The organism is Desulfotomaculum sp. 1211_IL3151, from assembly GCF_036763075.1.
Taxonomy (GTDB): Bacteria; Bacillota; Desulfotomaculia; order Desulfotomaculales; family Desulfotomaculaceae; genus Desulfotomaculum.
On the sequence record NZ_JBAIYV010000050.1, the window covers coordinates 117,957 to 144,665 of the forward strand.

A 26,709-nucleotide genomic window follows, 5' to 3' on the forward strand; every position below is an offset into this window, starting at 1 on the left:
TTGTTTATGCTATTTCGTATTCGTCGTTAGCTTTTAGCCTTTAGCCTTTGGCTGGGTTAAGCGCAACTGTATAACTTTTCTCCTCCCACCTAGTAAATCCTTCCAATGTAATAAAATTTTTGTCGAACAAACCGACTTCCCACTGAAAAATATCCTTCGCTATCATTCAGAATGACAATGAAATCTACATCGTCACAATAAAAACGCCTAAACACACGGCTCATGGTCGCTCCATAAGTAATACCCCTAAGCTAAAAGGCTAAGGGCTAAGGGCAAAAAAGTTCCTTTAGCAGCAAAACCCCTGCCAAAGGAACCGTTTCTAAGATTCACCTATGTTTCAACCTTACTCTTAAGGTATCCCGTTATAAAGGACTCTATGTTGCCATCCATTACGGCTTGGACGTTGCCGGTTTCTACCCCAGTACGGTGGTCCTTGGCTAGGCTGTAGGGGTGGAAGACGTAGGAGCGAATTTGGCTGCCCCAGGCAATTTCTTTGTGTTCGCCTCGGAGGGCCAGCATTTCCTCTTCCTTTTTCTGCAGCTCCAGGTCAATCAGCTTGGCCTTTAAAAGTTTCATGGCGGCCTGGCGGTTGGTGGTCTGGGAGCGTTCGTTCTGGCAGGCCACCACAATACCGGTGGGCAGGTGGGTAATGCGCACAGCCGAGTCAGTTTTGTTGACGTGCTGGCCGCCGGCCCCGCCGGAACGGTAGGTATCGATCCTTAAATCCTCCGGCTTAATGTTAACTTCCACCTCGTCATCCACCACCGGCAGTACATCCACCGAGGCAAAGGAGGTGTGACGACGTCCCGCCGTATCAAAGGGGGAAATTCTGACCAGACGGTGAACACCCTTTTCACAGCGCAGGTAACCGTATGCATTGGGACCAGAAACTTGAATGGTAGCACTTTTTATTCCTGCTTCGTCGCCGGGAAGTAAGTCTAATATTTCCACCTTGAAGTTGTGGTTTTCACAGTAACGGGTATACATACGCAGAAGCATCTGGGCCCAATCCTGAGATTCGGTACCGCCGGCACCAGGGTGCAGGGCTAAGATAGCATCTCCCCGGTCATAGAAGCCGGATAGCATAACCTCCAGTTCCATTTCCTCCAGGTGCTGGGAGAGGGAATTTAGCTCGGTGCTAAATTCCTCCTCCAACAGTAGGTCCTGTTCCTCCTGGCAAAGTTCCAGCATCACTTCTAAGTCCTGTAAGGAGCCCTCCAGGGTCTTAAAGGCCCCGACTCGATCCTTTAGGGAAGCCAGCTTCTGACTGACCTTCTGGCTGTATTCTAAATTATCCCAAAAACCTTGCTGCAGCATTTCATTTTCTAGCTTGTTTATTTCCCCTTGCTGGCTGTCAATGTCAAAGGGAAACCCTCAAATCTTCGATACGCTGGCCCAGTTGTTCCAGGCTGCGCCTTACTTCTGAATCTAACATTGGTATCCACCCTTTCTTGGGTTTGGCATTACTGCCTAAGCATTCTTACCGCAGCATTTCTTATACTTCTTACCACTGCCACAGGGGCAATCATCATTTCGACCAACCTGTGCTTCTTTGCGGAAAGGTTGGCTGCCCCCCTCTTCGGCGTAACGGTTTTCTACCACCTGCCGCTGGCTTCTTTCCTGAGGAGTTGCCACATTCACCCGGAAGACATAGCGAACCACATCGTCCTGAATAGTGGCGATCATGTTATTGAACATGTCAAAGGCTTCAAATTTATATTCAATAACAGGGTTTTTGTTACCGTAAGCCCGCAGGCCAATACCTTCCCGCAGTTGGTCCATCGCGTCCAGGTGGTCCATCCACTTTTCATCTACTAAACGCAGGAGTATAATACGCTCAATTTCCCGAAGGGTTTCGCTGCCCAGTTCCTCTTCTCTCTTTTGATAGTACTCCATGGTTTTTTCCAGTAACTCTTCTTTAAGACCCTGGCGGCCTGTTTCTTCATAATCGGCAGGATCAAGCTCATGATTGGGCAGATAGAGGTTCTCGGCATACTCAAAGAGACCTGCCAGATCCCATTCTTCCTGATGCACACCTTCGGGACAGTAAATATCAATGGAGCGTCCCACTACGGCAGCAATGGTCTCGCGAATATTTTCGGCTAAATTTTCACCGACCAGCACCTTGCGTCTTTGGGCATAAATAACTTCCCGCTGCTGATTCATTACATCATCATAATCCAATACGTGCTTCCGAATGCTAAAGTTGCGGTTTTCCACCCGCTTTTGGGCAGTTTCAATGGACTTGGTGATAAGGCCATTTTCAATGGGTACATCTTCTTCCATGCCCAAACGATCCATTAAACCAGAGATATTGTCGGAACCAAAGAGACGCATGAGGTCATCTTCCAAGGCAATGTAAAACTGGCTGGAACCGGGATCACCCTGACGCCCTGCACGACCCCTCAGCTGGTTATCGATACGACGACTTTCATGCCGCTCGGTACCAATAATGTGTAGACCCCCGGATTCAACTACTTTGGTCCGCTCGCCTTCACACTGGACTCTGAATTTATCCAGTAACTGTTGATACTCTGGGGCAGTTTCATCCCCAACACCCTCTTTTTTGCGCCATTCATTACGGGCAAATATCTCTGGGTTGCCACCCAACAAAATATCTGTACCACGGCCGGCCATGTTGGTGGCAATGGTTACTGCCTTAAACCGTCCTGCCTGGGCAATGATTTCTGCCTCTTTGTCGTGGACTTTGGCGTTTAATACCTGGTGTGGTACACCTCTTCTTTTTAGCAAGCTGCTTAACAGCTCGGACTTGGCAATGGAGATGGTTCCCACCAATACAGGTTGCCCAGTGGCATGGCGGTTTACTACATCCTCCACCACAGCCTTGAATTTAGCTGTCTCGGTTTTATAAACTAAATCTGCCAGATCCTTACGAATGGTGGGTTTGTTGGTGGGGATAACCACCACATCTAAACCGTAAATTTTACGGAATTCTTCTTCCTCAGTCAAAGCGGTACCGGTCATGCCGGCCAGCTTTTTATACATACGGAAATAGTTCTGGAAGGTGATGGTGGCCAGGGTCTGGGACTCTTTCTCGATCTTAACCCCTTCCTTGGCTTCAATGGCCTGATGTAGACCATCGCTGTAACGGCGGCCAAACATAAGGCGGCCGGTAAATTCATCAACAATGACCACTTCGCCATCTCTGACCACGTAGTCCCTATCCCGATGCATTAAGCCATGGGCCTTAAGGGACTGGTTTAGGTGGTGATTGATTTCCATGTTGGCTTCGTCGTATAGGTTTTCCAGACCCAACAGCTTTTCTACCTTGTTAACCCCATCTTCGGTCAGCAGCACATTGTGGGCCTTTTCGTCTACGGTATAGTCGGTATCCTTGATCAACTTGGGCACCACTTTAGCCATGGTGTAGTAAAGCTGGGTTGGTTTGTCGGCTACCCCGGAAATGATCAAGGGTGTCCGGGCTTCGTCGATTAAGATACTGTCCACTTCGTCCACGATGGAGAAGTTTAGTTCCCTCTGTACCAACTGCTCTGGGTGCAGGGACATGTTGTCTCTCAGATAATCAAAACCAAATTCGTTGTTGGTGCCGTAGGTAATATCGGAGCCATAGGCCTGGCGGCGCTGTTCCTGGTCTAGGCCATGGACAATCAGGCCTGTGGATAAGCCTAGGAAGCGATACAGTTTGCCCATCCACTCACTGTCACGGGAGGCCAGGTAATCGTTAACGGTGATGACATGAACACCTTTACCTGTCAAGGAATTAAGATAAACTGGCAGAGTAGCCACTAAGGTTTTACCTTCACCTGTTCTCATTTCCGCAATACGGCCTTGGTGCAAGACCATACCACCGATTAGCTGAACATCATAGTGCCTCATGCCCAGCACCCGTTTGGATGCTTCGCGGCATACCGCAAAGGCTTGGGGTAAAATATCATCTAGGGTCTTACCTTTTTCCAGTAAATCTTTAAATTCAGTCGTTTTTCCACGCAATTCTTCGTCAGTCAGTTTGGCTATTTGTTCTTCTAAACCATTAATCTCATCAACCACACGTTGAAGTTTTTTTACCTCTCTGGCGTTATCGTCGAACAAATTTTTTATAAAGTTTAACAACAGTTGCCCACCTTTCAGGTTTTACCTTATTTACTAAAGGAAAGGAACCCTAAGGTTCCCTAGTAAGCAGAGAAATATAGCAAATTTATTCTACCATTCAAATTAGGCCAAAGCAAGAAACCAATAGTATAGTACCAAAATTCGTTCTATCTCTTGGTTTTCCTGCTGCTTTGTCAACAATTGGCCTTGGTAATGTTAGGTCTTTTTCCCTGAAAATACAGAAGGCACACCCCTTGGTGTGCCACTGTGTGCTTAGAATTCCGGCTCAATTAGGCCGTACTTGCCATCTTTTCTTTTATAAATGACGTTGGTTTGATCGGTCTCAGCATTGGAGAAGACAAAAAAGTCATGACCCAGCAGGTTCATCTGCATGATAGCTTCGTCCAGTGCCATGGGTTTAATGGCAAAACGCTTTGTTTTGATGATCGCAGGTGTTTCATCTTCGAAATGTTCTTCTACAACAGGTGCCCGACCACCCATATCGGCCATATTGCGACCACTTCGGCGGTTGATTTTGCCCTTGTAGCGTTCAATCTGACGCTCCATTTTTTCTACCACTAAATCCACGGAGGAATACATTTCTTCGGTTGATTCTTCGCCTCTTAAAAGCATGCCGTTTACTGGTATGGTAACCTCAATTTTATGGGAATCCCCTTCCACCACCAGTGTTGCTATGGCTTCCCCCATATTTTCTAAAAAGCGATCCAATTTACCAAGACGTTTTTCCACATATTCCCTCAGGGCGGGGGTAACTTGAATGTTCTTACCGCGAACTTGCACTTTCACAAGCACCACTCCTTTCGCAGTTTGGAAGTATCTACCTTGCTAATAGTATTCCCGAAAATCACTTAAAATCCTGCAGATTTAAAACATTTTTTTACACCAACCCTCCATGACTCACGGTCACAAACCACGGATGAAAATGATTCATCCTGCCATAGGCCATGGCCTTTCCCAAGGCTATCTTATGCTGACATCGGAGGGCTACATTCATTTTCTAAATTAGAAAACCCCCGATATCTATATACCGGGGGTAGAAGTTTCAATCCTATGTTAACGTTTGGTAACGTTAGCAGCCTGGGGACCACGGGCACCTTCAACGATGTCGAATTCAACCTCTTGACCTTCAGCTAAGCTTTTGAAACCTTCTTCTTGGATTGCGGAAAAGTGAACGAATACGTCGCCACCTTCTTCTCTTTCAATGAAGCCATAACCTTTTTCCGCATTGAACCATTTTACTTTGCCGAGCATTTACATTCCTCGCTTTCAAAATACTTTCAGGAGCCAAAAACAGACTCACGTACAAATATAATACTACTTTGAAAATTGACTGTCAACCCATGCCGCATTTTCCATATTCTGTAACAATGTCGAAAAGTTTCCTGTTGGTAACTGTTTTCCTGTGGATAATGTGGATAAGCCTGTTAATAACCCATCATTTCAGAGGTTTTTCTGTGGAAATCGATTAACAGGGGTGTTGTTTTTTGTCAAACACTGAAAATTGTTGGCATGATATTTGTAGAAGTTTCTTTGTTTACAATATTTCCCATAATTATTTGACGTAGGGTTATTTTTGGTAATCTGTCGCATATGGTGGTGTATGAAAATTATTGTAAGTTTAGGTAAGGAAAATGTTTTGGAAGAACCGTCCCCTTGCGTCAATTAGCCAGGGTGACCACGTAGATCTTCCCGGCTCCTTGGCTTTGGAGGGTTTCGGCTGCGGCTGATACGGTGGAGCCGGTGGTGAAGACATCGTCTACCAGCAGGATGTTTTGGCCTTTTATTTGGGAGGGGTCTTGGACCCGAAAGGCACCTCGTAGGTTTTCTTGGCGTTGGAGTTTGTTGAGTCCCGTTTGTGGTGCTGTTTCTACTGGTTTTATGAGGACATTCTTTAATAAAGGTTTTTGTAAGTCTCTGGCTACTTCTATGGCCAGCAGCTCTGCTTGATTAAAGCCCCGCTGCCTCATTCTCTTCGGTGACAGTGGTACGGGTAATACCCCATCGACCTTTTTTAGTTCCGGCTCCTTCATGATTAAGGTCAATAGGAACTTCCCTAACAGTGGCGTTAGGTTTTTTCTGCCTTTATATTTTAATCGGTGAATGGCTTCCCTAAAATTGCCCTCGTAGGGTCCCACTGCCCTGGCCAGCACAAAGGGTGGTCTGTTTTGTTGACATGAGACACAGGTGGTTTGGGGCCATGGGCTGGGTCTGCCGCAAATACTGCATTTTGGTGTGCTGGCCCAACTGGCTAACCATCCTTCACAGGCCGAGCAAAGCGGCTTCCTCCCGGCTGCACCACAAAGCTTGCAGCCCGGTGGCTCGGGAAAGATTAGATTTAACAAAGCCTCCCAAAAGGAAACCATGGCCATCACCTCTAGGTAATTTTTGAAATGTTTCTTTATTAGCGAAGCGTTATCCTGCTTCTTTCGTTTTTATGTTTTGGCCGGCTGATGGCTAAAAAGCTAACGGCAAAAAGCGGAGGAGCGGTAAACCGCCCCTCCCACCTCGGTTAGACTAAATCCATCTCACTAACATCGCGACTAACAATTCTGGCACCGGCCACACCGACTAGGCTGCCGCCTGGGCTGCTGAAAATGTCTTTGGCCACGATTTGTTCCATGGCGGTTTTGACCTCCGCCTCGGTTAAGTCATCTTTGGGATCAGCAACCCTTAGGGTTACTTTGCCACCGATAGCATTGACAAAAATTAGTTCCAATGTTCTACTCATGGTTTATTCCCCCTTATTGGTTGATGAGTTCAGAATCGTCCTGTCGATATACAGCCAACAGGGGACTATTCTGGAGACTGTTGAGAACTGCCGCCACATCGTAAATATCCTGATCGGTAGCAGTTACCTTAATTTTCGAGTAGCTCCGATTGACAAAAACAGGATCACCATTGTGGTTTACTCCTTGCTGGTAACGCATCTTCATACTGCAACCAAAGGGCTCTTTCAGAACAGGCATAATCTTTTCTCCTTTTTTAGGGCCGGCCCCATTTGTTTTAGCGCTTGCCGATATTCTACTGGCTTTGGGCTAAAAAGAAAAAGATTCAATTGACAGAAGTTGGCATTGAATGGATTATTAAATCGGGTACCTTTGATTATATAAAGAATAAAAAACACCGACTTTTAGCCAGTCGGTGTTCCACCTCGTCATACTACCGTAGTTATATCTGCCTTGATTTTAGTTCTTAAAGTCTGACGGTAGGCAATGGAGCGGTCCCGGCCCAATTCCTTCGCACGGGCCACAGCCTTTTCGGCCCCTTGAAAAAGCTGATCCGGGTCGTTGGTATCCTGGGGAAAGGTAGCCACCCCGATGGATACCCGCACAGGAAGTTGGGCTTTGGCTTCCCCTGGCTCTAACCGACCATCCCTCACCTCTACCCGAATTTTTTCCGCCAATTTTAGGGCAGCCGGTGTATCCAGCCCCGGTGCCAAAACCACTAATTCGCCGCCCCCATAGCGGCCAAGGATATTGGCAGGGCCGGTGACATCCCGCAGCACAGAGGCCACCAACTGAATAACTCCGTCCCCCGCGGCATGACCATAACGGGCATTTATACTACGCAGATTATCGATATCCACCAGCAGCAAGGATGCCCCGGTCTCCTCTTCTGCAGCCTTTACCATCTCCTTCACCACCAGCTTATAAAACTGTCGGTGACTCAGGAAGTTGGTCAGACGATCGGTGGCCAACAGGTGCTGGATATGGTCCGCCAACATATCACTTTTTAATACCATTGCGGCCTGCCCGCCTATTATACTAAGCAGCTGTACATGATTTTCTTCATAGGCATAGGGTTGTGACGACCCCAACACCAGTACCCCGGTTACCTCTCCCTGGGCCAACAGGGGAATTACCAGTACTGAACGATAGCAGCGAAATGGGCCGGCCTCTTCGGGGTTGCTCATTTTCCCGATATCATCAATCACAAGGGGCTCTTTACTTTGCATGACCTGCCCTATTAACCCCTCCGAGGGAGTAAAAACAAGGTTGCACAGTTCTTCCCGCTGGTCCCCCTGGGCCGCCCCGGGTAAAAACAACTGACGTTCCTGGGACCAAACTAGGATGATGGCTGCGTTAAAACCCACAACGCATCGACATTCCTGCAAAAGCTCGTCAAAGAAGTTCGCCGGGTGATTACTGTCCCGCAGCCTTTTAGCCACCTGGAACAGTGCTGTTAGGTCACGGTTTGATAATTCCAGCTGAACATATTTTTTTAGAATGATTTGAAAGGCTACTGCCGGCAGGAAAAAAAGCACTGCCCAAAGAATGCCGGAGGTTTCATAAAGCTTGGCCAGTAAGGCACCGTAGGGTACCGTAAGAACGTAGGTATAGCTATCCCAGCGCAGGGCATCCCAGCCGAAAAGGCCAGGGTGATCCCTACGTCCGGGCAGCAGGTAAAGATAAATCAGGAGGTGATTTATGCCGAAATATACCAATGTGAAGAGGACAATGGCCAGTAACTCTCCAATCATTAACTGGATAGCAAAGTTGGCGGCAGCCACTGCCAAAACATGCTGGGCTGCATTAAATAATGTGGTGCGCAGGGGATTGCCCCGATTGGCAATGCCCAACCCAATAACTAAAATAAGGCCGATAACCCAAGCCGCAGCAACACCGCCGCCAATAAGCTGGGTGGCCAACACAATGACATAGGTACCCGAAAGATAGCCTTGGGAAAAGGGTACTGCCAACCATTCAGCCAAAATTCCCAGTACAATGAGGGCAGCCAGTGTCCCAATATGGTCAAAGTTAAGCTGTGGAAAGGTCTTCCACAGCCAAACAGCACTTAGTAAAATGATTGTCCATGTATATAATAAACTAAAAACTCCTTGCTTGGAGATAGTCATCACCACCTTGTTTCTGTTGCATTTATTCGACAAGAAATGGTAATTTACCTCCAACCCTGGCAGAAAAATACACGAAAAACCTTCTCCGCCAGCAAACCCTGGGGAAGCATCCTCAGATCCACCAACCAAACCAGGGCATTATGGCAGTGCAGCAGACCGGTTTGCAAGGCCTCATCCGGCTTATCCCCCCTTGGGCCCTGGGGCAGGGATACCAGGCGATAGGAGTATTTTTTTTGTAGGTTACTTAATATTTTGTTTGTATCATCGGTGGAACCATCGTCCACCACCACCAGTTCTAATTCCACCCACTGTTTTTTGCGCCAGTTATTCATTCTACGGATCAGATACTCCAGATCCTGGGCCCGGTCACGAATAACCACCAACATACTCACCGGCGGCCCTGGTTCTGCACGGAAAAAGCGCAGCAGATCCTGCACCAGGTAATAGACCCCATAACAAGCCAGCACTAAAATGATCATGGACCCAATAACTGTCCACATAAAAACACCCCCTGTGTCCCTAGAGTATGTCTGGACCAGCTAAGGGGGTGCATTTTTTAATGGAGTTATACCCCGGCAATAATAACCAACACCAGCAAGTGAAATATTTGATCATTCATTATTTTTAACCAAAGGATATCTGGTGATTTGTTGATTTTTGTAATCCACCAATTAGAGAAAGTCCTTTGGTCTAGAATCAGGTGAGAGAAAAATATCAGGGCCACTTCGATTGGCTTTATCCCTCCGACAGGAAGGGAGCAGGCAAAGACTGCCCCGGTATAAACCAGGCTATGGATGGTTAATGGAAAAATTTTTGTTGCCTTATTTTCCGCCATCCACCGGGTCTGTAATAAATAGTCCCCCACCAGGTGACCGATCAGCAACCACTCGAATAGGTTCATATCGTTATCCCTTCTTCATTTCACTTAAAAAGACTGCCGCCAAAACCGGGTCGAACTGACTCCCGGTACAACGGATTATTTCTTGCAATGCCGCTTCTTTGGATAATCCCTTACGGTAGGGTCTATCGGTGGTCATGGCATCAAAGGTGTCAGCAATGGCCATAATCCTAGCCGACAGGGGAATGTCTTCTCCACGGATTCCTCGGGGATAGCCCTTTCCATCATACCTTTCATGGTGGCAGGCTGCTCCTAAGGCTATTTCCTTCACTAGATGGGCTGGCTCAATACTTTGCAGAATTTCCTGACCAATATCCGTATGTTTCTTCATGGTCACAAATTCTTCGTTATCCAGTGGGGCCTCTTTAAGCAGGATATTATCCCGGATGCCTATTTTGCCGATATCGTGCAGAAATGCCGCCCTTTCCAAGGTATCCAGTTCCTTTGGCGACAACCCTATGGCCCTGGCAATCTTCAGACTGTATTGGCTAACCCTTTCCGAATGGCCCCTGGTATAGGGGTCTCTGGCATCAATGGCTGAGGCCAGGGTTGCCAAGAAACTTTTAAACATGGTCTTTAGGTCTGTATAAAGGCGACTGTTTTCAATGGCAATGCCAATAACCCCGGCTAGGGCTTCGCATAAACTTAGATCATCTTCGTTGAACAACTTGCCATCAAGCTTATTGACCAGTTGCAGACAGCCAATGCTGGATGTTTGGGTCAGCAGCGGTACACAAAGCAAGGAACGGGTCACAAAACCTGTGGACTGGTCAAAACGCTCGGCCCAGCGTGGGTCGTTAAGGACATCGGCAATCATTTGTGATTTCCCCTGGGCGGTTACCCAACCAGCCATCCCCTCACCAATTTTTAATTTGAGTCCCTTGAGGCCATCTGCCCTGGGTCCCTTAGCTAATACTGGTTCGATGTATTCATTGGTATGATTATCATTTAGCCATAGGGTCCCTGCCTCTGCATTCGTTACCTGCATAGCCTGGGTTAGGGCCTGATCCAGTACCTCTTCGAGATTTAAAGAAGCCTGCAAGGATTTGGCAATTTCCCAGAGGGCTTCTAAGTGTTGTTGTCTAGTCTTAAGCGAGTGATCACTCATTTTCTATTCCTCATTCCCATACACTTTCAGAATTGTTAATATTTTAACTGAAATAGCAAGGAAAATGAACCAATGAACTAGAATATTTTGTTAATTTTTATATATTTAGGCTGGAAAGGATGTTTAACTTGGACTTGGATAAAAAGGTCAGTTATAAAAATCTTAATCGTAAACTGTTCATCCCGTTATTCTTATTTATTTTAGTTGAACTTGTCGTCACCATGGGTTTTATGGGTCGACTGGAAATGAATATTTATGATGCCTGGTTTCGGCTAAAGGGTCAGCAACAGCCAGGGGAGCAGGTTGTTGTTGTGGCCGTTGATGAGGCTTCAATTAATAAAATAGGTCCCCTGGCCTGGCCTCGATCGGTACACGCCAAGCTTCTGGAAGGCTTAAAGGAGGCCAAGGTGGTTGGCTTTGATATGGTCTTTGACTCACCCAGTTCGGCTGCCGAAGACCAGGCCTTTGCAGAGTCAATTACCCGTCATGGCAAGGTGGTTTTGGCCGGTTCATTTACCTATGCCAAGGATGATCTTGGTCATCTGGAGCAAAGACTTTTGACACCACATCCATATTTTATGTCTGCCGGATTAGCTGGACTCGGGTTTGCTAATACACCCACTGACCCAGATCAAGTGATCCGCAGGGCAACCCTGGTAGATGTCAATACCTTTGATATACCCTTTCCGTCCTTTGGTATGGCCGTGGCCCTGGTGGCCCAGGACATTGATCCCCGGGATATCCAACTTGCCAACAATCAGCTTATGGTTGGCAAAAACAACATACCCATTGATAACTCCAACCGGGCCCTGGTAAATTTCTGGGGTCCTCGTGGGGCCTTCACCACCATTAGCTACGTTGATGTATTGGGGGGGAAAGTTGCCGCATCCTTTTTCAAGGATAAAATCGTCTTGATCGGTGATACCACAGCAATGGGTCATGATGAATGGCCTACACCTTTTACCACCACCAACATGGTGTTAAGTGGTTCCCTGCCAACACCGGGAGTGGAGATCCATGCTTCCACTGTAAATAGTTTTATGACAAACCGTTGGTTCCGGCAAACTTCACCCTTTATTAATATTATTTTTCTTGCCCTAGCTGGTTTCGCCACCTCTTTCCTGGTGGCCGGCCGCGGACCCTGGAAGGGTCTATTGGGTACATTATTTTTAGTGGCTATTGCGGTGGCCGTTGTATTTCTGTCATGGCAGGCCCATTGGTGGGTTAATTTAGCCGCTCCTATTGTTTTGATATTTTTAACCTACGCCGCAACCACCGCCACAGACTTTATGCAGGCTGAAATGGCCCGCCGCAAAACCAAGGCTATGTTTAGCCGCTACCTGTCCCCGGATGTGGTCAATGAGTTAATGCAAAGCCCCGATCAAGTATCTCTCGGGGGTAAAAGGCAGGAGCTTACCATTATGTTTTGTGACATCCGGGGCTTTACTGCCTATAGCGAAGGAAAGGCCCCGGAAGAGGTGGTAAGCCGCTTAAATGAATACCTCACAGCCATCACCCATGTTATTTTTCGCCATGGGGGTATGCTGGATAAATACCTGGGTGACGGTTTGATGGCGATTTTTGGCGCGCCGGTCTTTTATGAGGATCATATTGAGCGGGCCATCCGGGCCTCAGTGGAAATTCAAAAAGCCATTGGCAACCTTAATCAAAAGTGGACTGCCCAGGGTACCCCTGCATTAAATGTGGGGGTAGGTATTAACTCCGGCAGTGTGCTGGTGGGCAATGTCGGCAGTCCCGAGCGCATGGATTATACGGTGATCGGCGAAGATGTCAACCTGGCTTCCCGGGTGGAGGGCTTGACGAAGAATTTTGGTACTTTGATTGTGATTAGTGAGAGGTCGGTGCAAAAACTGCCTGATAACTGTGAGCTTAGGTCGTCGTTGGAGTTCTTGGGTCAGGCAGAAGTGAAAGGTTTTACGCTTCCCATTGGTGTTTACACGGTAGTTCCCCATGCCGCAAGCGGCACTGGCAGAGAATGAAAGCTTCGTGTCAATAACCCCGTCCCTTGTCACCCATTAAATAAAGAGACTGTTGCGCGAGAACCTCAAGGTTCATTGTGCAACAGTCTCTATTACATTTCCTTATAATTATGTCCTACTGGTTTCTGTTCACCGTCACGACTGGATATATTCAATCGGCGTATACGTGGCTGGTTCCTCCATGTAGACCCAGTAACCCCGACCAAGTTCCATATACTGCCTACCCTCAGAGCCAGGAGCATATACCCAATAATCCTGGCCACCGAAACCCGGGCTTATGATCATGCGGTATTTACCCTCGATACTGGACAGGACTTCTTCTACTTCTATTTTATCCGGTCCAAAGTTGCCAGTAATGGTTGGGCCTATCAGGTTCCAACCAGATTTCAGGTTTCTGCTTGGAGGGGCTGGTACACTTTGGGCAATGAAATGAGCCGCAGAGTCATCCTTCATTTTGACATAAATGGCTGTTAATGATTCAAGTCCAAACTCACAGCCTTCTTCAATATACCATTTGCCATCATTGCCCAGATCAATCTGCTTCCTGTACCCTCCATCATAGGTAACGATCATGTCTATTTTTTCTGGATCCTCTATAATTTGATTTAGGGTATCATAGGCTAAAGTCACCGGGGTGGATAAAGTGTTCCAGCCTTTCAATAGTTCCGTGCAGAGAACGGCTTCTTGAACTACATTTACTTCTCCATAATCACCATAGATATTTTCTGCGTTTTCTCCGTCTACGCTAGCCTCGATCGAAATTACACCTCTCTGAGCAGGAATATCTAGAACTACTTGTACACCATGGTAGTCTGCCGGTATTTGGACAATATCGTAACCCCCCAAACCACCTTCAAACCACAGTTTAACATCAATATCCCTTTTTGCCCGTACAGGATGACCTTGGCTGTCTGTCAGAACCACAATAAATGGCAGACTTTCCCCAGGCTCAACCACAACAGACTCCTGGGTTGTATCGCCCGGCTCCCCATTCAATGGGAAGTAAACGACCAGGTGTTCCGCTTGCTCCAGGTTAATTTTCAGTTCTCCTTCAATTGTCTGATCATCTTCGAGGGTAGCTGAAGCTTCAATTATAGCCGTTCCACTGCCTTCAGCTTTAAAGTAAATTTTCTCCTTCACACATCCAGCAGGAATTACCACTTCATTGGTAGGTTCTCCCTCATACCAGGGGGAGCTGTTATTAACCGTGACTTGGTTATAGAATTTTACCCCTTCCGTCTCGTCTCCAGCGGAAAGACTAACAATTAAATCCTCACTCTGAGGGATCAGATTACAACTTACTTCCATTGGGAATATGGTTCCGGCGGGCAAGCCCTCCTGCAAATCTTCTTCTGAACAGTAAATCCGCCACCGATTGCTATCCCCACTGTCACGGTTGGCAATGAATAACTCACTCCCTGGTTCTTGACTAGCATATGGTTCTTCATAGTAACTATGACCGATCAATCTTAGTGATAATGGGCTTGCATCACCATTTTCTGTAAAAACCACAGTAATACTGCTTTCTTCGATTCCCTCACTTCCAACTGGCTTTGCAGTTATAGTAACTTCCCCCGGTGAGTCATTTTGATAGTAGAAGAACTTTTTAATATCTGTTACTTGGAAAACCAATTCACTAATTTCAATATCTGGGTCCACCGAAAATACTCCCCCACGTGTTGACTGAAGGCTTACCGTTAGGGAAAGGGAATCACTGAGGGAATGTACTAAATTACCATACTGATCCTGTAACTGTGCATAAAGCCCAATTGCCTGGCCAGCAGGTATATTGGTGCTACCAATACATATTAATGAAACTTTTTTTGTTTCAGCGGGATAAATTTTGAGCAAATTGGTAACTGGATCTAGATTGCCTCCACTACAGATTATTTGTACAGCATCCCCCTCGGGGCTGACCTTAGTATTACAATAATAAAATACAACGCCACTTTCTCCTGCCGGAATTACTACGCTGGTTATTTCTGTTTCTGTAGCATTTTCATTTTCATCGGCCCCAAGAAACTTTCCACCAACATGATAACCATAACGATCCTTAGCTTCTAACTGAACGGTTAGTTCTTCCTCCTGCTCCACCAGGTTGTCATCTTGATCTACAATTTCCAAGATCATTTTTTCAGGTTGGCCGGCTACAGTCTCATTAGAACAACAAAGCTTAAATATCCCCGCAAGTACCGGTGGGAAAATCTCCACTGTAGCTACTGCCCCACTGTCATCATTGATACCAACCAACCCAAAGAAGAATTGGTTATTATGAGATTCACCGTTAGGATTTATTATCCCGGGTATACTTAGGGATATTTTCTTACCAGCAGCGATATCTGATGTAATCGTTACGTTAAAGATAGTATCATATTTTTCAACTAAACCGGTATAGTCTACATCATCTACTGTTAACTTAACCTTAGCCTTATCCACATTACTTATATTAAACTCTGGATAGATATTGATATAAACAACATCCCCTTCATTAATACCAATATCCGTGCTAAATTTCAGGGTGTAATTTGATTCTTCATTTACCGATGGATTATCTGCCGTTACTTCAAGCTCAGTGACTACTGGCATCTGTACTGTTCCACCATCGCTAACAATTACTTTCACCTTCGCCACTAAACCCGCCGGATTATTTACCTCACTTGGAAGGTTCAAGGTGCCTGCAAATGCATAGGCACCTGGGGCGTAACCATTGTAGGTCGGGGTTCCTTGATCCCAGGTTATTTCCAGTGTTCGGTAAGTTCCATCGCTTAGGCTGACCTCTACTTCTTCCGGTAACCCCAGGTTCTCTTGTGCTGTTCCATACTCAACAGGTATTTCTTGGATGATACTTACTGCTGCAATTTCAACTTTCTGAGGTTGAGGCACAGGCATTACTGTGACTTTTACACTTGCCTTTATTCTCTGGGGATTAGTGATTCCTTGTGGTAAGTTCAAGGTGCCTGCAAATTCATAGGTGCCTGCGGTATTTCCATTGTAGGTCGGGGTTCCTTGATCCCAGATCACTTCCACTATCTGGCTAATACCGTTGCTCAGGGTGATTCCTACTTGTGGTGGCAGCCCTAAACTCCCAAGCATTGTTCCATTGGCTACAGTTAAGTCACTTAGGGAAGCCACTGTTTGAATTTGAATTTCCGGAGCTAAAACTATGACTTTTACCTTCGCCTTTAATCCCTCTGGGTTTTTAATCTCTTTAGGAATGTTTAAGGTTCCTTGGAATGCATAGGTTCCTGCGGTTTTTCCGTCATAGGCAGGTGTACCTTGATCCCAAGTTACTCCTGCTGTCTGCTTGGTACCGTTGCCCAGGCTGATTTCTACTTGTGCCGGCAAGTCTAACTTATCTAACGTTGTTCCATAAGCCACGGTTATGCTGTTAATATTACTGATGCCGATGACTGAATGTTCCTGGGACAATACGGTTACCTTTATCTCTGCCTTTAAATTGTCGGGGTTCCTCACTCCCCCAGAAAGACTTAGGGTTCCCCGGAATTCATAAACTCCGGCCTGAGTACCATCGTAGGCAGGTGTTCCCTGATCCCAAGTTACTCCTGCTGTCTGCTTGGTGCCGTTGCTCAGGCTGATTTCTACTTGTGTCGGCAAGTCTAACTTATCTAACGTTGTTCCATAAGCCACGGTTATGCTGCTAATCTTACTGATGCCGATGGCTGAGGAGCTTCCGCCGCCCCCGCCGCCGCCTCCACCAGTACTAGATGATTGTTGCGATGCTGATTGGCCCGAGTTTGCAGGCTGAGATGGTGCGGCAGCTCTAATTAGGTTTGCTATACTGTCAGGAACTCTGCCATTAAATATACTCCCATAAGCATTTACCACGTTATTAAAAGTTTGCGGCTGATTTTGTAAAGTTGGTTGCGGTGGTTGCTGTACTGGTTGATTAACTGGTTGCTGTCCCAGCAGTGGCTGCGCTGACGGAGCAGCCACTGCTGGCGGTGGTGGAACTTGCTGTTCTCTATGGGCATCAATGTCATTGGCCCTTTCCAAAGCCCATTGGGTCAAGTTGCCCCATTGTCCAACTTGCGCTTGGGACATGGGTACCGGTGGAGCAGGTGGTTGAGTAGCTCCAGTCACCGCGGTGCTTTGGCCCGGAGCCAGATTTACGGTTTGACCTCCAGCAGTTACCTGCCCTTCCCCTTGTAATAGGTTAGTTGTGGAACGACCATCCCCGGATACGGCGTTCCCCCAGAAGGTACCCCGGATAGCACAGACTGACCAAGGCATATCCACCTGGACACGTGCCTTTTTGGCCTGGGCTTGCTGGTACCAAGGTAAATCTTGGCCTTTTGTTTCAGTACCTGAGGTGGTACTTTGCTGGGCCTTTGCCACTAAACCAGAAAGAAATTCCTTTACATCCTCCTCATTGGCACTGGCTACCCTTGGATAATTGGCTAAACCGGCAGCAATGGCCTGACTGCTTTGATCCGTCTGGGAATCCCCCAGGGTGGCTAGGGCACCAAATAAATTTCCTTGTTTTAGATTTAGGGCCAACCAATCCACGGCGATGCCCTGGGTACCTGAACTTGCTATATAGGTACGGCCCCTTGCTTCTTTAATTTCTACTTCACTGTTTTCCATCAGACGTAAGCCGGTACCATCAGGAAATGTGATTTCAGCATCACAATTAGATCCGATTTTTATCACTTGTCCGGTTCCTATGCTGGTTGTACTTGTGACCTTTGTCTCTTTGTCCTTACCATTAATTACTGTGACTGTTCCCTTCAGTACTTTTAAATTACCCTTTAAATCTGTCCGATACAAGTTAGGATCCTTGGTTAATAAAATCCCCAGTACCCTGGCCAAATCTCCTCTGGTAAGAGGTGCATCAGGCAGAAACTGTTTTTTATCCGCAGACAGTCCCACCATGCCGGCAGCCAATCCTACGGCTACGGGACGTGCCGCCCAGTGATTAGGCCCCAGATCTTCCAGGGCAGGTAGTGCTACCTGGGGATCCGGTTGTTTTGACAGCCGTAAAAACAGAGTGATCCCTTCGGCCCTGGTAAGAAAGGCATTGGGACGAAAGGTATTGTCAGGATAACCGCTGATCAGTCCGGCCGCCGCCGCCGCTTCAATACTAGCCGCCGCCCAGTGGTGAGAGTGTACATCCGCAAACCGCGTTGCCCCGGTCACGGCATTTACTTTAGCCGCACGGACTAATAAGGCAGCAGCTTCCGCACGGGTTAAACCGTCATTGGGGCGAAAGGTGCCATCAGGAAAACCTCGGATTAGGTCCTGGTTAGCAAGGTAGTTGATAAACAATGTGTTATTATAGTCAGCGGTTACATCTGAAAATAAAGAGTCATTCCCCGTTGTATTTGCGAAAGCTGTTAAACTGCCAATGAACATCAAAGAAACCAATACTCCGATTAAAATGGATATTCGCGTTGTATTTTTCACAATTCCCCCCCTCACTCATGGTTACTTTACTGCTTTTTATATAAATTATAACTTCCTAAATTTTTCGGCATTTTTTTTAAAAACTTGAAATGAAATAGTACTCTGATCACAATAATTTTCACTTCATCTGACGTCCTAGGGGAAAATAGATCAGGAAAGTGGTTCCTGTGGGAGCGGATTCTACTTGAATAAAGGCATGATGCCTAGCAGCAATACTGTAACAGACGGCCAACCCTAATCCGGTGCCCTGGTCTTTGGTACTAAAGAAGGGTGTTCCCATCCTTTCAAGCACCTCCGGCTTAATGAACATCCCTTGGTCCTGTATGGCTAAAACAATCTCCCTATGCTGCATAAATGTTTTTATCGTTAACACTCCACCAGTTGGCATGGCTTCCAATCCATTTTGGGACAGCTGCAAAATTAGCTTGCTAATTTCCTGCTTGTTTAAAAACAGGTCCGGTATTACGCACATCTCAAAGGCCACGTCTGAGTTAAAATCTCTGGCCTTAGCTATAATTTGAGATGACAGCTCTTTTAGGATAACATTCAAATTCTGTAATTTTAAATTCACTACAATTGTTGGGTCCAATAAAAGCGCCTCAGTAATTATAAAATTTACTCTATCCAGCTCCTTAATCATTATGCCAAAATCCGTCTCCAAATCCGGGTGTTCCCTTTTTTTCATAAGAAATTGCAGCAGCCCTCGAACAGTGGTCATGGGATTACGAATTTCATGAGCAATGCCCGCAGTCAGTTCCCCTGTTAACTTTATTTTTTCTAAATGTTTGTTATGTTTTATTGCGTCGTTATGCTCCACCTGCTCTTCCATCATTCGCTTCATGGTCATCCTCAAAGTCCCCTCCAAAATTTGTAAATAATACTTAATCATATTTTCATTTCGAAACACTGTCAAGTATTTTGATTTCATTATGAAAGGTTTGCTTGAATTAGAAAAACCCCCGATTATAATTTATTCGAGGTGTATTATGTGGGGACTTTTAGAAACAGAATGAGGGAGTTAAGGGAAAGTCACAATCTTACCCAGCAGACTTTGGCCGAAGCATTAAATGTTGGCAAGTCGGCCATTGCCCTCTATGAGACAGAAAAGCGTCAGCCGGACCCAGATACTTTAAAAAAACTAGCTCAGTTTTTTGGTTGCAGTATTGATTATTTGTTGGGGCTTAGTGATGACTACCAAGGAAATACTCCCCTTCATTCAACTACTCCCACCTTACCAGAGGACATGCTGTCCTTTGTTTCTGATAGGAATAATCATAAACTGATTAAAATAATCCAAACCATTAAAACCCAAGGTTATTCAAATGAGGTTATTGAAGAATGGTTGCTTTCTTTGAGTACTACCCTTAATTTAATCAAGAGTTCCTATCAAACAGATAAAATGTTGGTACAAGAAACAAAAGAAAAATACAAGAAAAAGAGCACTTCGTCCTAGGCGCCGTGCTCTTTTTGACTCCTTTAGGGTACGGTCCCAATTTTTATTGACAATCTCCTTAGAAAAAAGCACCCCCTTTACACAGGAAGTGCTTTAACATGAAACCTATCCTATTTTAATCCAGCCTCTGCCCGTAGAATCTCAGCCTTATCCGTCCGCTCCCAAGGGAGGTCGAGATCCAGACGGCCGAAGTGACCGTAAGCGGCGGTTTGTTTGTAAATGGGGCGACGGAGGTCTAGGGATTTGATGATGCCAGCGGGACGCAGGTCGAAGTTTTTGTTGATTAGGTCGCTGATAACTTCGTCGCTTACTGCACCGGTCCCAAAGGTTTGCACCCTTACAGATACGGGACGGGCTACGCCGATGGCGTAGGCCAGTTGTACTTCGCATCTCTTGGCAAGACCAGCAGCCACTACGTTTTTGGCCACGTAACGGGCAGCGTAGGCTGCGGAGCGGTCTACCTTGGTGGGATCTTTGCCGGAGAAAGCACCGCCGCCGTGACGGGCCCTGCCGCCATAAGTGTCTACAATAATTTTACGCCCGGTGAGACCGGCATCGCCGTGGGGTCCGCCGATGACGAAGCGGCCGGTGGGGTTGATCAGGAAACGGGTTTTCTCATCAACTAATTCGGCCGGCAGTACAGGTAGGGCTACTTTTTCTATCATATCCTGCCGAATGGTTTCCAGCTCAACTTCTGGATGGTGTTGGGTGGAAATGACGACTGTGTCAATCCGGGCAGGTTTGTCATCTTCGTATTCCACTGTAACCTGGGTTTTACCATCGGGACGTAAGTAGTCCAGCAGGCCAGACTTACGAACCTCTGCCAAACGACGGGCTATGGTGTGGGCCAGGGAGATGGGCAGGGGCATTAATTCGGGTGTTTCATCGGTGGCATAACCAAACATCATGCCTTGGTCACCGGCACCAATGGCCTCAATTTCTGCCTCGCTTATTTCACCTGTTTTAGCTTCCAGGGCCTTGTCTACACCCATGGCAATATCCGGGGATTGTTCATCGATAGCAGTTAGCACTGCACAGGTGTCCCCATCAAAACCGTATTTAGCACGGGTATAGCCAATTTCTAAAACCGTCTCCCGCACAACTTTGGGGATATCTACATAGCACTGGCAGGATATTTCTCCTCCCACCAGCACGAGTCCGGTAGTGACAAAGGTTTCGCAGGCTACCCGGGCCAGCGGATCTCTGGCCAGAATAGAATCTAAGATAGCATCCGAAATTTGGTCGGCCACTTTATCTGGATGGCCTTCAGTTACGGATTCAGAAGTAAAAAGTTTTCTGCTCAATGGAATACCTCCCTCTATAACTTTTCCCGCTCCCATCAAAAATAAACAAACCCCTCCGGAACGGAGAGGTTATATTTTCCCAGCCTTCCTCAATCACCTCATCTGTCAGGAATAACCTTCCCGCAGGACTTGGCACCTTACGTGAGGTTGCCGGGTTTCATCGGGCCAGTCCCTCCACCTCTCTTGATGAGCACGAACATTAGCAAAATTGCCAGATTAATTTTAGCAAAGCAGACACATTGTGTCAAATAAAATCTATTAAACCTAGTGTCATCCTAAGCGATAACGTAAAATGACATAGGTGATGGTTTAAAGCTCATTGCTGCCATTTTCGGTATGGGAACTATCCACGGGCTGTAAATCCACCAACACCGTGTCAACACCAAATTTTTTAACTAGGTTCCAGGGGATTACCATATCCCGCCCAGACCTTACCAGGCCAAAATAGCGTCGGGGAGCCTCCAGCACAATGGCCACTACACTGCCTGTTTCCGGTTCTATATGCAGGTCCTTCACCGGACCCAGTTTAGCTCCATCTTTTAAGTTAACAACATCTTTAGCAGATAGCTGGGTTGCTTTAATCATAGCTAGCACCTCCTAGCCCTATGCTATGCGCTAACAGATGCATTGGTGCGTCAACTTAATCTCGGGAGGTGCGTAATTTGCTAAGAAATTTTCCCGCATAGCTGGTGATCATCTTGGCCTCATCCATACGCAATAGGAAAACTGCTAATACAAAGACCAGTAAGGCCGCCGCAATGCTCGCTCCCACTTGAACCGCCAAGCCCAATGTTCCATAGGCAGCAAAGACCCCAGCCCCGGTGACATTTACACCCCAGGCCACAGCCGCCATGGCCGTGGTGGCTAAAGCAGTTTGCCAGAGAAAAGTTAGGGCACTGGCATTCCACAGGCCGGGAATCCTTTTATTAAGAAACCAAGTCAACATCACTGTGTTAATTAGGGAAGCAATGGAGTTGGCCAGGGCCAAACCGCCGTGCTTCAAGGGACCAATCAGCAAGAGACTAAAGGCCAGGTTTATTGCCACCGTGACAGCCATTAATTTAACCGGTGTTCTTGTATCCTGCTGGGCATAAAAGGCCCTGGTTAAGATAATGTTGGCTGCCTGTCCAACCAGCCCGATGCCATAGAAAAACAGGGCCATGGCTGTCATTTCGGTGGCCTTGGGGCCAAATTGGCCGTGTTCAAAGAGCAGTTTAATTACCGGGGTAGCCAGTACCATCAGGCCCACACCGGCAGGTAAGGCAAAGAGGATTACCATGCGAATGGCCCGAAGCACTGTTTCCGCCAATTCCTGTTGTTTACCCTGGGCTGCCAGGGTGGTAATGGTTGGATAAAAGGCGGTACCAATGGCCAGGACAAAAAAGGTAATGGGCATTAGAATAATGCGGTTGGCGTAGTTTAAGGCTGAAATACTGCCTTCTGCCAGGCCTGAGGCCAAGACCCGGTCAATGATCAGGTAAATCTGATTGAGTGAGGTTCCGATGGCCACCGGCATAACCAAATAGAGAACCTTCTTGACGCCGGGATGATGACGATCCAAGGTAAAGCGGAACTTAAAACCAACTTTTTTCAGCTTGGGCACCTGCATCAATGCCGCCAGCACAAAACCCAAGACCGTTCCGGCGGCTAAGCCATCAATACCATAAATACCACCCAGGGTCAGGGCAGAAATGATAATGGTCAAGTTGGTCACGCTGACACTAAGGGCAGGAATGCCGAAGACCTGATTGGCATTGAGCAGCCCTTGGAAGACGGTGGATAGGCCATAAAATACCAGAATTGGCAGCATAATTACCGTTAGGCGGCTGGCTAAACTGGCGGTTTCTGCGCTTAGGCCAGGGGCAGTCAATTTAACCAATAGGGGGGCGGCAAAGATGCCCCCAACGGTAACGATGGTGAAGATAATTATGACCATGGTAATCACTGTGTTAAAGAGCCGCCAGGCCTCTTCCCTTTGACCTTTGGCAGCATATTCGCTAAATACAGGTACCACAACGGTGGCCAATGCTCCAATGACAATGGCGAAAACCGCATTGGGAATATTGTAAGCCACCACGTAGGCATCGGTAACATTGGTGGCACCAAACATATAGGCTATGACCTGCTCCCGCACAAATCCTAAAATCCGTGAGAGTAGGTTTATGACTGCCACCACCAGGGTGGCCCGGGCAATCATCTTTCCAGTGGACAAAATATAAAACCTCCCGCGTCATAAATACAACAAGAGTAGTATATTCTACTTCCCCTCCCCATATCCTGCAGTCTTCGACAAACAGGGGAATAAAAAAGAGGTGTCGCTGGCTACCGAAAAGTAGTATTGCGACACTCCCCTGTTCAAGATCCTTCGCTATCGCTCAGGATGAAACATTGTTTGTGGTGCCATGGCCCATGACCGACCCCCAAGGGATACCCTAAGCCAAAAAAGCTGATGGCTATTTATTATTTGCTTTATAATTGATCAACCGCACCATAACCGTGGCGGCTTCGGCTCTGGTGGTAAGGGCTTTGGGGGCGAATTTACCGCTATCCTGTCCCCGCATAAGGCCCTCTTGAACAATGATGGAGACAGAATTTTGAGCCCAGGGGGAGACGGAGGTGACATCTGTAAACTGCGCTAAAAAAGTATCTCCGCTGGGTAAGGGCTTATTGTTGTTAAAACGCATGGCCCTTACCAGCATGGCCGCCATTTGCTCTCTGGTGATGGGATCGTTGGGGCCGAATAGCTCATTACTGTAGCCTGCCACGAGGCCCATCTGCACGGCGGCACCCACTGCATCGGCACACCAGTAGTTAAGTGGAATGTCTTTAAACTTAACTCCCCCAGCACTTTCCGTCAAACCTAGGGCCCGCACCAACATGACAGTAAATTGACCTCTGGTCACAGTTTCATTGGGTCCAAAGGTGTCGGGGGTTAAACCCCGTACCACATGACGGGCAGCCATAATTTCGATATCGTTTCTGGCCCAATGCTTAGCTATGTCGTTAAAAACTCGGCTGGCTTCTAGGATTGCAAAGGACCCTAAGCGGTTGGTACTAAAAACTGCCTGTCCGGTATCCGGATTGTAGTCGGTACTGATAAATTCCCAATAACGCAGCATTTCATTAAATCGGTACGATCCCAGCTTGTTGATATCCAGACCAGCGGTGGAGCCAATGGGTGACGTAATGGTTATTTTAATCGGGTTTATGGAATTACTGATGGTTAGTTGGTTACCATCGGGCCACACAATGGTTGTACGAATATCCACTAGTTTACCCACCGCCCTTAGATACATATGGGCATCCTGGGCAGGCAGGGACTGTTCTCCCACAGACCACAAGGACACCTTGATCTGCAATTGGGCTCCCCTTTGATCATTGATCAACCTTTTAAATTCTGTAAAGGGTATTTCCACCGTCAGACCAGGAAATTTCATTTCCACCGGTCGGCCATTTTCAACAAGGTCTGCGGCCAGCCCAGCTCCAAAGGCCAGAATCAGGGGCTTGTCCTTGACACCATCAGCAATAGGTGCCGTTAGGGCCACCTTGCCGGTATTTTTGGATATCAGTATGGCAGTTTTGACTTCTTGATCCGAAAGAGCTGATGCCAAATAAGGTGAATCCTTGGGCAATTCCTTTATGTCAATCCGCCATATTTTACCATTGATTGGATTGATGGTCAGCTGGACCTCGGCCTCCAGAGGTAGTTCTGCCCATTGAATTTCATGTTCCCCCACATAGATTTTAGCTTCGTCATAGAGACTCCAGCGGGTACCATCAAGGATAACCAGTTGATTATTTCCTTCTTTGGACTGGACTTTACTAGTCAAAGTCGCATAGACCGCATCGATATGGCTAACCTGACCTTCTCCATTATAGGTTAAGTAGCATTCCGCCCCCGGTGGGATTTCCTCGGGTTTGACATTTTTTTGTTCATCACTGCTCACCAATCTTATACTGGTTTGGGAACTTACTTTTATGCTTTCGCCATCGGTAAAGCTTAACTGCTTGTCTTTAACTTCTTTTAAGGTGCCCTGGGAGGGCAATGTGCCGTATACCAATGCAAAGGGTTGTGGACCTTTAGAAACATTTTGTGCTGTGACTTCCAGTGTATAGATCGCACCCTTTTGGGTTTGTTCAATAATAACCTCTTCGGTATTATTTAATCGATCACCATTGATATAGCCATTGCCCCAGTATATTTCTTTGCCGTCCGGTCCAGTAATCTTTAAGTCTAGGTCATTGACTAGATCTTTACCTAACCCTGGGGTTTTGGGGTAATCGGTATAGACTAATACCGCTTTCATTGGTTTGCCATTGCCGGTATAGGTATAAGTTGCTTTTTCGCCGGTGCTTAGACCTTGTCCCTCCAGGTTTTTAAGATCAGCCTTTTCCAGGGCAATCAACGTTCGCTCGATATTCACCCTGCCAAAACCTTGATCATTTGCCGATACCCCCTTCAGCCAACGCGTACCGAAGATCAGCAGTGCCTTGATCCTGGCGGCACTGGGAGCTTGCCCCTGCTGTACTAGGTATTGCCGCAGCAGGGCTAAAGAACCAGCGGTCAGGGCAGTGGACATGCTGGTGCCGCTCATATAACTATAGTTTTGGTTGTAAATACCGATGTAGTTGTCCTCCGGTCCTGATTGGCTTTTCCTGGTGGATAAGATCCAGGTTCCCGGTGCCAAAACCTCCGGTTTAATACGCCCATCCAGGGTGCCCCGACTGCTAAAGCCTGCTACCTGGTCCGGGTTGTCCGACGTGGTATCCACATTGCGGATTCCTTCGGTGGATCCCACCGTGATCGCATTTTTAGCCGCCCCCGGAGAACTCACATAGGGTTTACTGGTTTTATTGCCATTCCCTGCAGATTTGAGAACCACCATGTCTGGGTGCTCCCAAACAAATTTATCTAGACTGTAGGTATCCCAATCATAAACACCGTCGCTGAAGCTGGCCCCCCAGCTATTGACATGGATCCTTGGTTGTCCCGGTGCCTTATAGGCATCTAATAGAAGTTCATAAACCGACGGAATGTGCAAGGTTTTATCCTTTTCATTGTAGGTGGCTTGAAAATACAAGCCCGCTTCTGGGGCAATACCCTTGATGGCACCCTGAGATTTAGCCCCCGAACCTACAATACTGCCAGCAACATGGGTGCCATGCCCGTTGGGGTCCCGCCAGCCATCACCACTGAAATCCTTGACCCCCACCAAACGCTCTTTGATATCCTGGTGCAGGCTTTCCTGTTTTCCCGCATCCAGCCCGGAATCTGCCACGGCAATTACCTGTCCTTTGCCCGTAAGCCCCGTGCTATTCCTACCCTGCAGTGCCCAGAGGGCTGGCACTCCCATAACACCCGCGGCCAGGTTGTTTTCCAGGTGATAGGTGCCCGCTGCCTCGGCCCAGACTGGCCAGGGCAGCATTAGGAGTATGATTAAGAAAACAATAAAACGAATCAAAGTCCGGTGTTTGCCCTGGTTTAGAATGAAATACAATTTATCACCTCACCAAAAAAAGCACAAAAAAAAGGTACCATCGAAAGATTTTCGACAGCACCCTAACAAATTCCTTT

The 26,709-nt window shown here is 47.1% G+C and carries 19 protein-coding genes and 1 riboswitch; of the genes, 2 read left to right on the forward strand and 17 right to left on the reverse strand.

The window, feature by feature from the left end; all coding sequences use genetic code 11:
* Positions 1-330: 330 nt before the first annotated feature.
* The 11 genes from prfB to V6C11_RS14075 form a co-directional block, all read right to left on the reverse strand.
* A protein-coding gene (gene prfB, locus V6C11_RS14025) for a peptide chain release factor 2 (protein ID WP_333531821.1) occupies positions 331-1,435 on the reverse strand; the annotation gives its coding sequence in 2 pieces (ribosomal slippage) (positions 331-1,362 and positions 1,364-1,435; 1,104 coding nt in all).
* A 35-nt stretch (positions 1,436-1,470) separates the two neighbouring features.
* Entirely contained in the window at positions 1,471-4,092 is a 2,622-nt protein-coding gene (gene secA, locus V6C11_RS14030; protein ID WP_333531822.1) for a preprotein translocase subunit SecA, read from the reverse strand.
* Between the two features lie 252 nt (positions 4,093-4,344).
* Positions 4,345-4,878, reverse strand: a complete 534-nt coding sequence (gene hpf, locus V6C11_RS14035; RefSeq protein WP_333531823.1) for a ribosome hibernation-promoting factor, HPF/YfiA family — start codon at positions 4,876-4,878, stop codon at positions 4,345-4,347.
* Positions 4,879-5,145: 267 nt separating this feature from the next.
* A complete protein-coding gene (locus V6C11_RS14040) occupies positions 5,146-5,343 on the reverse strand; it encodes a cold shock domain-containing protein (protein ID WP_011879371.1) in 198 nt (65 codons plus the stop codon).
* A gap of 407 nt (positions 5,344-5,750) precedes the next feature.
* The gene (locus tag V6C11_RS14045) at positions 5,751-6,455 is read right to left on the reverse strand and encodes a ComF family protein (protein WP_333531825.1); all 705 of its coding nucleotides are present in this window, start codon (positions 6,453-6,455) and stop codon (positions 5,751-5,753) included.
* Positions 6,456-6,601: 146 nt separating this feature from the next.
* On the reverse strand, positions 6,602-6,820 hold the full coding sequence (locus V6C11_RS14050) for a DUF2922 domain-containing protein (protein WP_333531826.1): 219 nt from the start codon (positions 6,818-6,820) through the stop codon (positions 6,602-6,604).
* A gap of 13 nt (positions 6,821-6,833) precedes the next feature.
* A complete protein-coding gene (locus tag V6C11_RS14055) occupies positions 6,834-7,058 on the reverse strand; it encodes a DUF1659 domain-containing protein (protein WP_333531827.1) in 225 nt (74 codons plus the stop codon).
* A gap of 188 nt (positions 7,059-7,246) precedes the next feature.
* The gene (locus V6C11_RS14060; protein ID WP_333531828.1) at positions 7,247-8,980 is read right to left on the reverse strand and encodes a sensor domain-containing diguanylate cyclase; all 1,734 of its coding nucleotides are present in this window, start codon (positions 8,978-8,980) and stop codon (positions 7,247-7,249) included.
* A gap of 11 nt (positions 8,981-8,991) precedes the next feature.
* Complete coding sequence (locus V6C11_RS14065) at positions 8,992-9,447, reverse strand: glycosyltransferase (protein ID WP_333531829.1); 456 nt, start codon at positions 9,445-9,447, stop codon at positions 8,992-8,994.
* A 65-nt stretch (positions 9,448-9,512) separates the two neighbouring features.
* On the reverse strand, positions 9,513-9,848 hold the full coding sequence (locus V6C11_RS14070; protein WP_333531830.1) for a DUF3307 domain-containing protein: 336 nt from the start codon (positions 9,846-9,848) through the stop codon (positions 9,513-9,515).
* A gap of 4 nt (positions 9,849-9,852) precedes the next feature.
* On the reverse strand, positions 9,853-10,953 hold the full coding sequence (locus V6C11_RS14075; protein WP_333531831.1) for an HD domain-containing phosphohydrolase: 1,101 nt from the start codon (positions 10,951-10,953) through the stop codon (positions 9,853-9,855).
* A 128-nt stretch (positions 10,954-11,081) separates the two neighbouring features.
* Between V6C11_RS14075 and V6C11_RS14080 the strand changes: the two genes are divergently transcribed.
* Positions 11,082-12,953 carry a CHASE2 domain-containing protein gene (locus tag V6C11_RS14080; RefSeq protein ID WP_333531832.1) on the forward strand — a complete coding sequence of 624 codons (1,872 nt, stop codon included), beginning with the start codon at positions 11,082-11,084 and terminating at the stop codon, positions 12,951-12,953.
* Between the two features lie 135 nt (positions 12,954-13,088).
* On the opposite strand, the gene V6C11_RS14085 is transcribed toward V6C11_RS14080, so the two are convergent.
* Together V6C11_RS14085 and V6C11_RS14090 are read right to left on the reverse strand one after the other, a co-directional pair.
* Positions 13,089-18,377 carry an Ig-like domain-containing protein gene (locus V6C11_RS14085; protein ID WP_333531833.1) on the reverse strand — a complete coding sequence of 1,763 codons (5,289 nt, stop codon included), beginning with the start codon at positions 18,375-18,377 and terminating at the stop codon, positions 13,089-13,091.
* A 118-nt stretch (positions 18,378-18,495) separates the two neighbouring features.
* A complete protein-coding gene (locus V6C11_RS14090) occupies positions 18,496-19,224 on the reverse strand; it encodes a two-component system sensor histidine kinase NtrB (protein WP_333531834.1) in 729 nt (242 codons plus the stop codon).
* 141 nt (positions 19,225-19,365) lie between these two features.
* On the opposite strand from V6C11_RS14090, the gene V6C11_RS14095 reads away from it, so the two are divergent.
* The gene (locus V6C11_RS14095; protein ID WP_333531835.1) at positions 19,366-19,830 is read left to right on the forward strand and encodes a helix-turn-helix domain-containing protein; all 465 of its coding nucleotides are present in this window, start codon (positions 19,366-19,368) and stop codon (positions 19,828-19,830) included.
* Between the two features lie 110 nt (positions 19,831-19,940).
* On the opposite strand, the gene metK is transcribed toward V6C11_RS14095, so the two are convergent.
* The 4 genes from metK to V6C11_RS14115 form a co-directional block, all read right to left on the reverse strand.
* Positions 19,941-21,134 (reverse strand): methionine adenosyltransferase, encoded by a 1,194-nt coding sequence (metK, locus tag V6C11_RS14100; RefSeq protein ID WP_333531836.1) that lies wholly within the window; start codon positions 21,132-21,134, stop codon positions 19,941-19,943.
* Between the two features lie 95 nt (positions 21,135-21,229).
* A riboswitch (SAM riboswitch) is annotated at positions 21,230-21,327 on the reverse strand.
* A gap of 116 nt (positions 21,328-21,443) precedes the next feature.
* Positions 21,444-21,719, reverse strand: a complete 276-nt coding sequence (locus V6C11_RS14105; protein ID WP_333531837.1) for a YlmC/YmxH family sporulation protein — start codon at positions 21,717-21,719, stop codon at positions 21,444-21,446.
* A gap of 55 nt (positions 21,720-21,774) precedes the next feature.
* The gene (gene murJ / locus V6C11_RS14110; RefSeq protein ID WP_333531838.1) at positions 21,775-23,346 is read right to left on the reverse strand and encodes a murein biosynthesis integral membrane protein MurJ; all 1,572 of its coding nucleotides are present in this window, start codon (positions 23,344-23,346) and stop codon (positions 21,775-21,777) included.
* A gap of 241 nt (positions 23,347-23,587) precedes the next feature.
* Complete coding sequence (locus tag V6C11_RS14115) at positions 23,588-26,632, reverse strand: S8 family serine peptidase (protein ID WP_333531839.1); 3,045 nt, start codon at positions 26,630-26,632, stop codon at positions 23,588-23,590.
* Positions 26,633-26,709 lie beyond the last annotated feature (77 nt).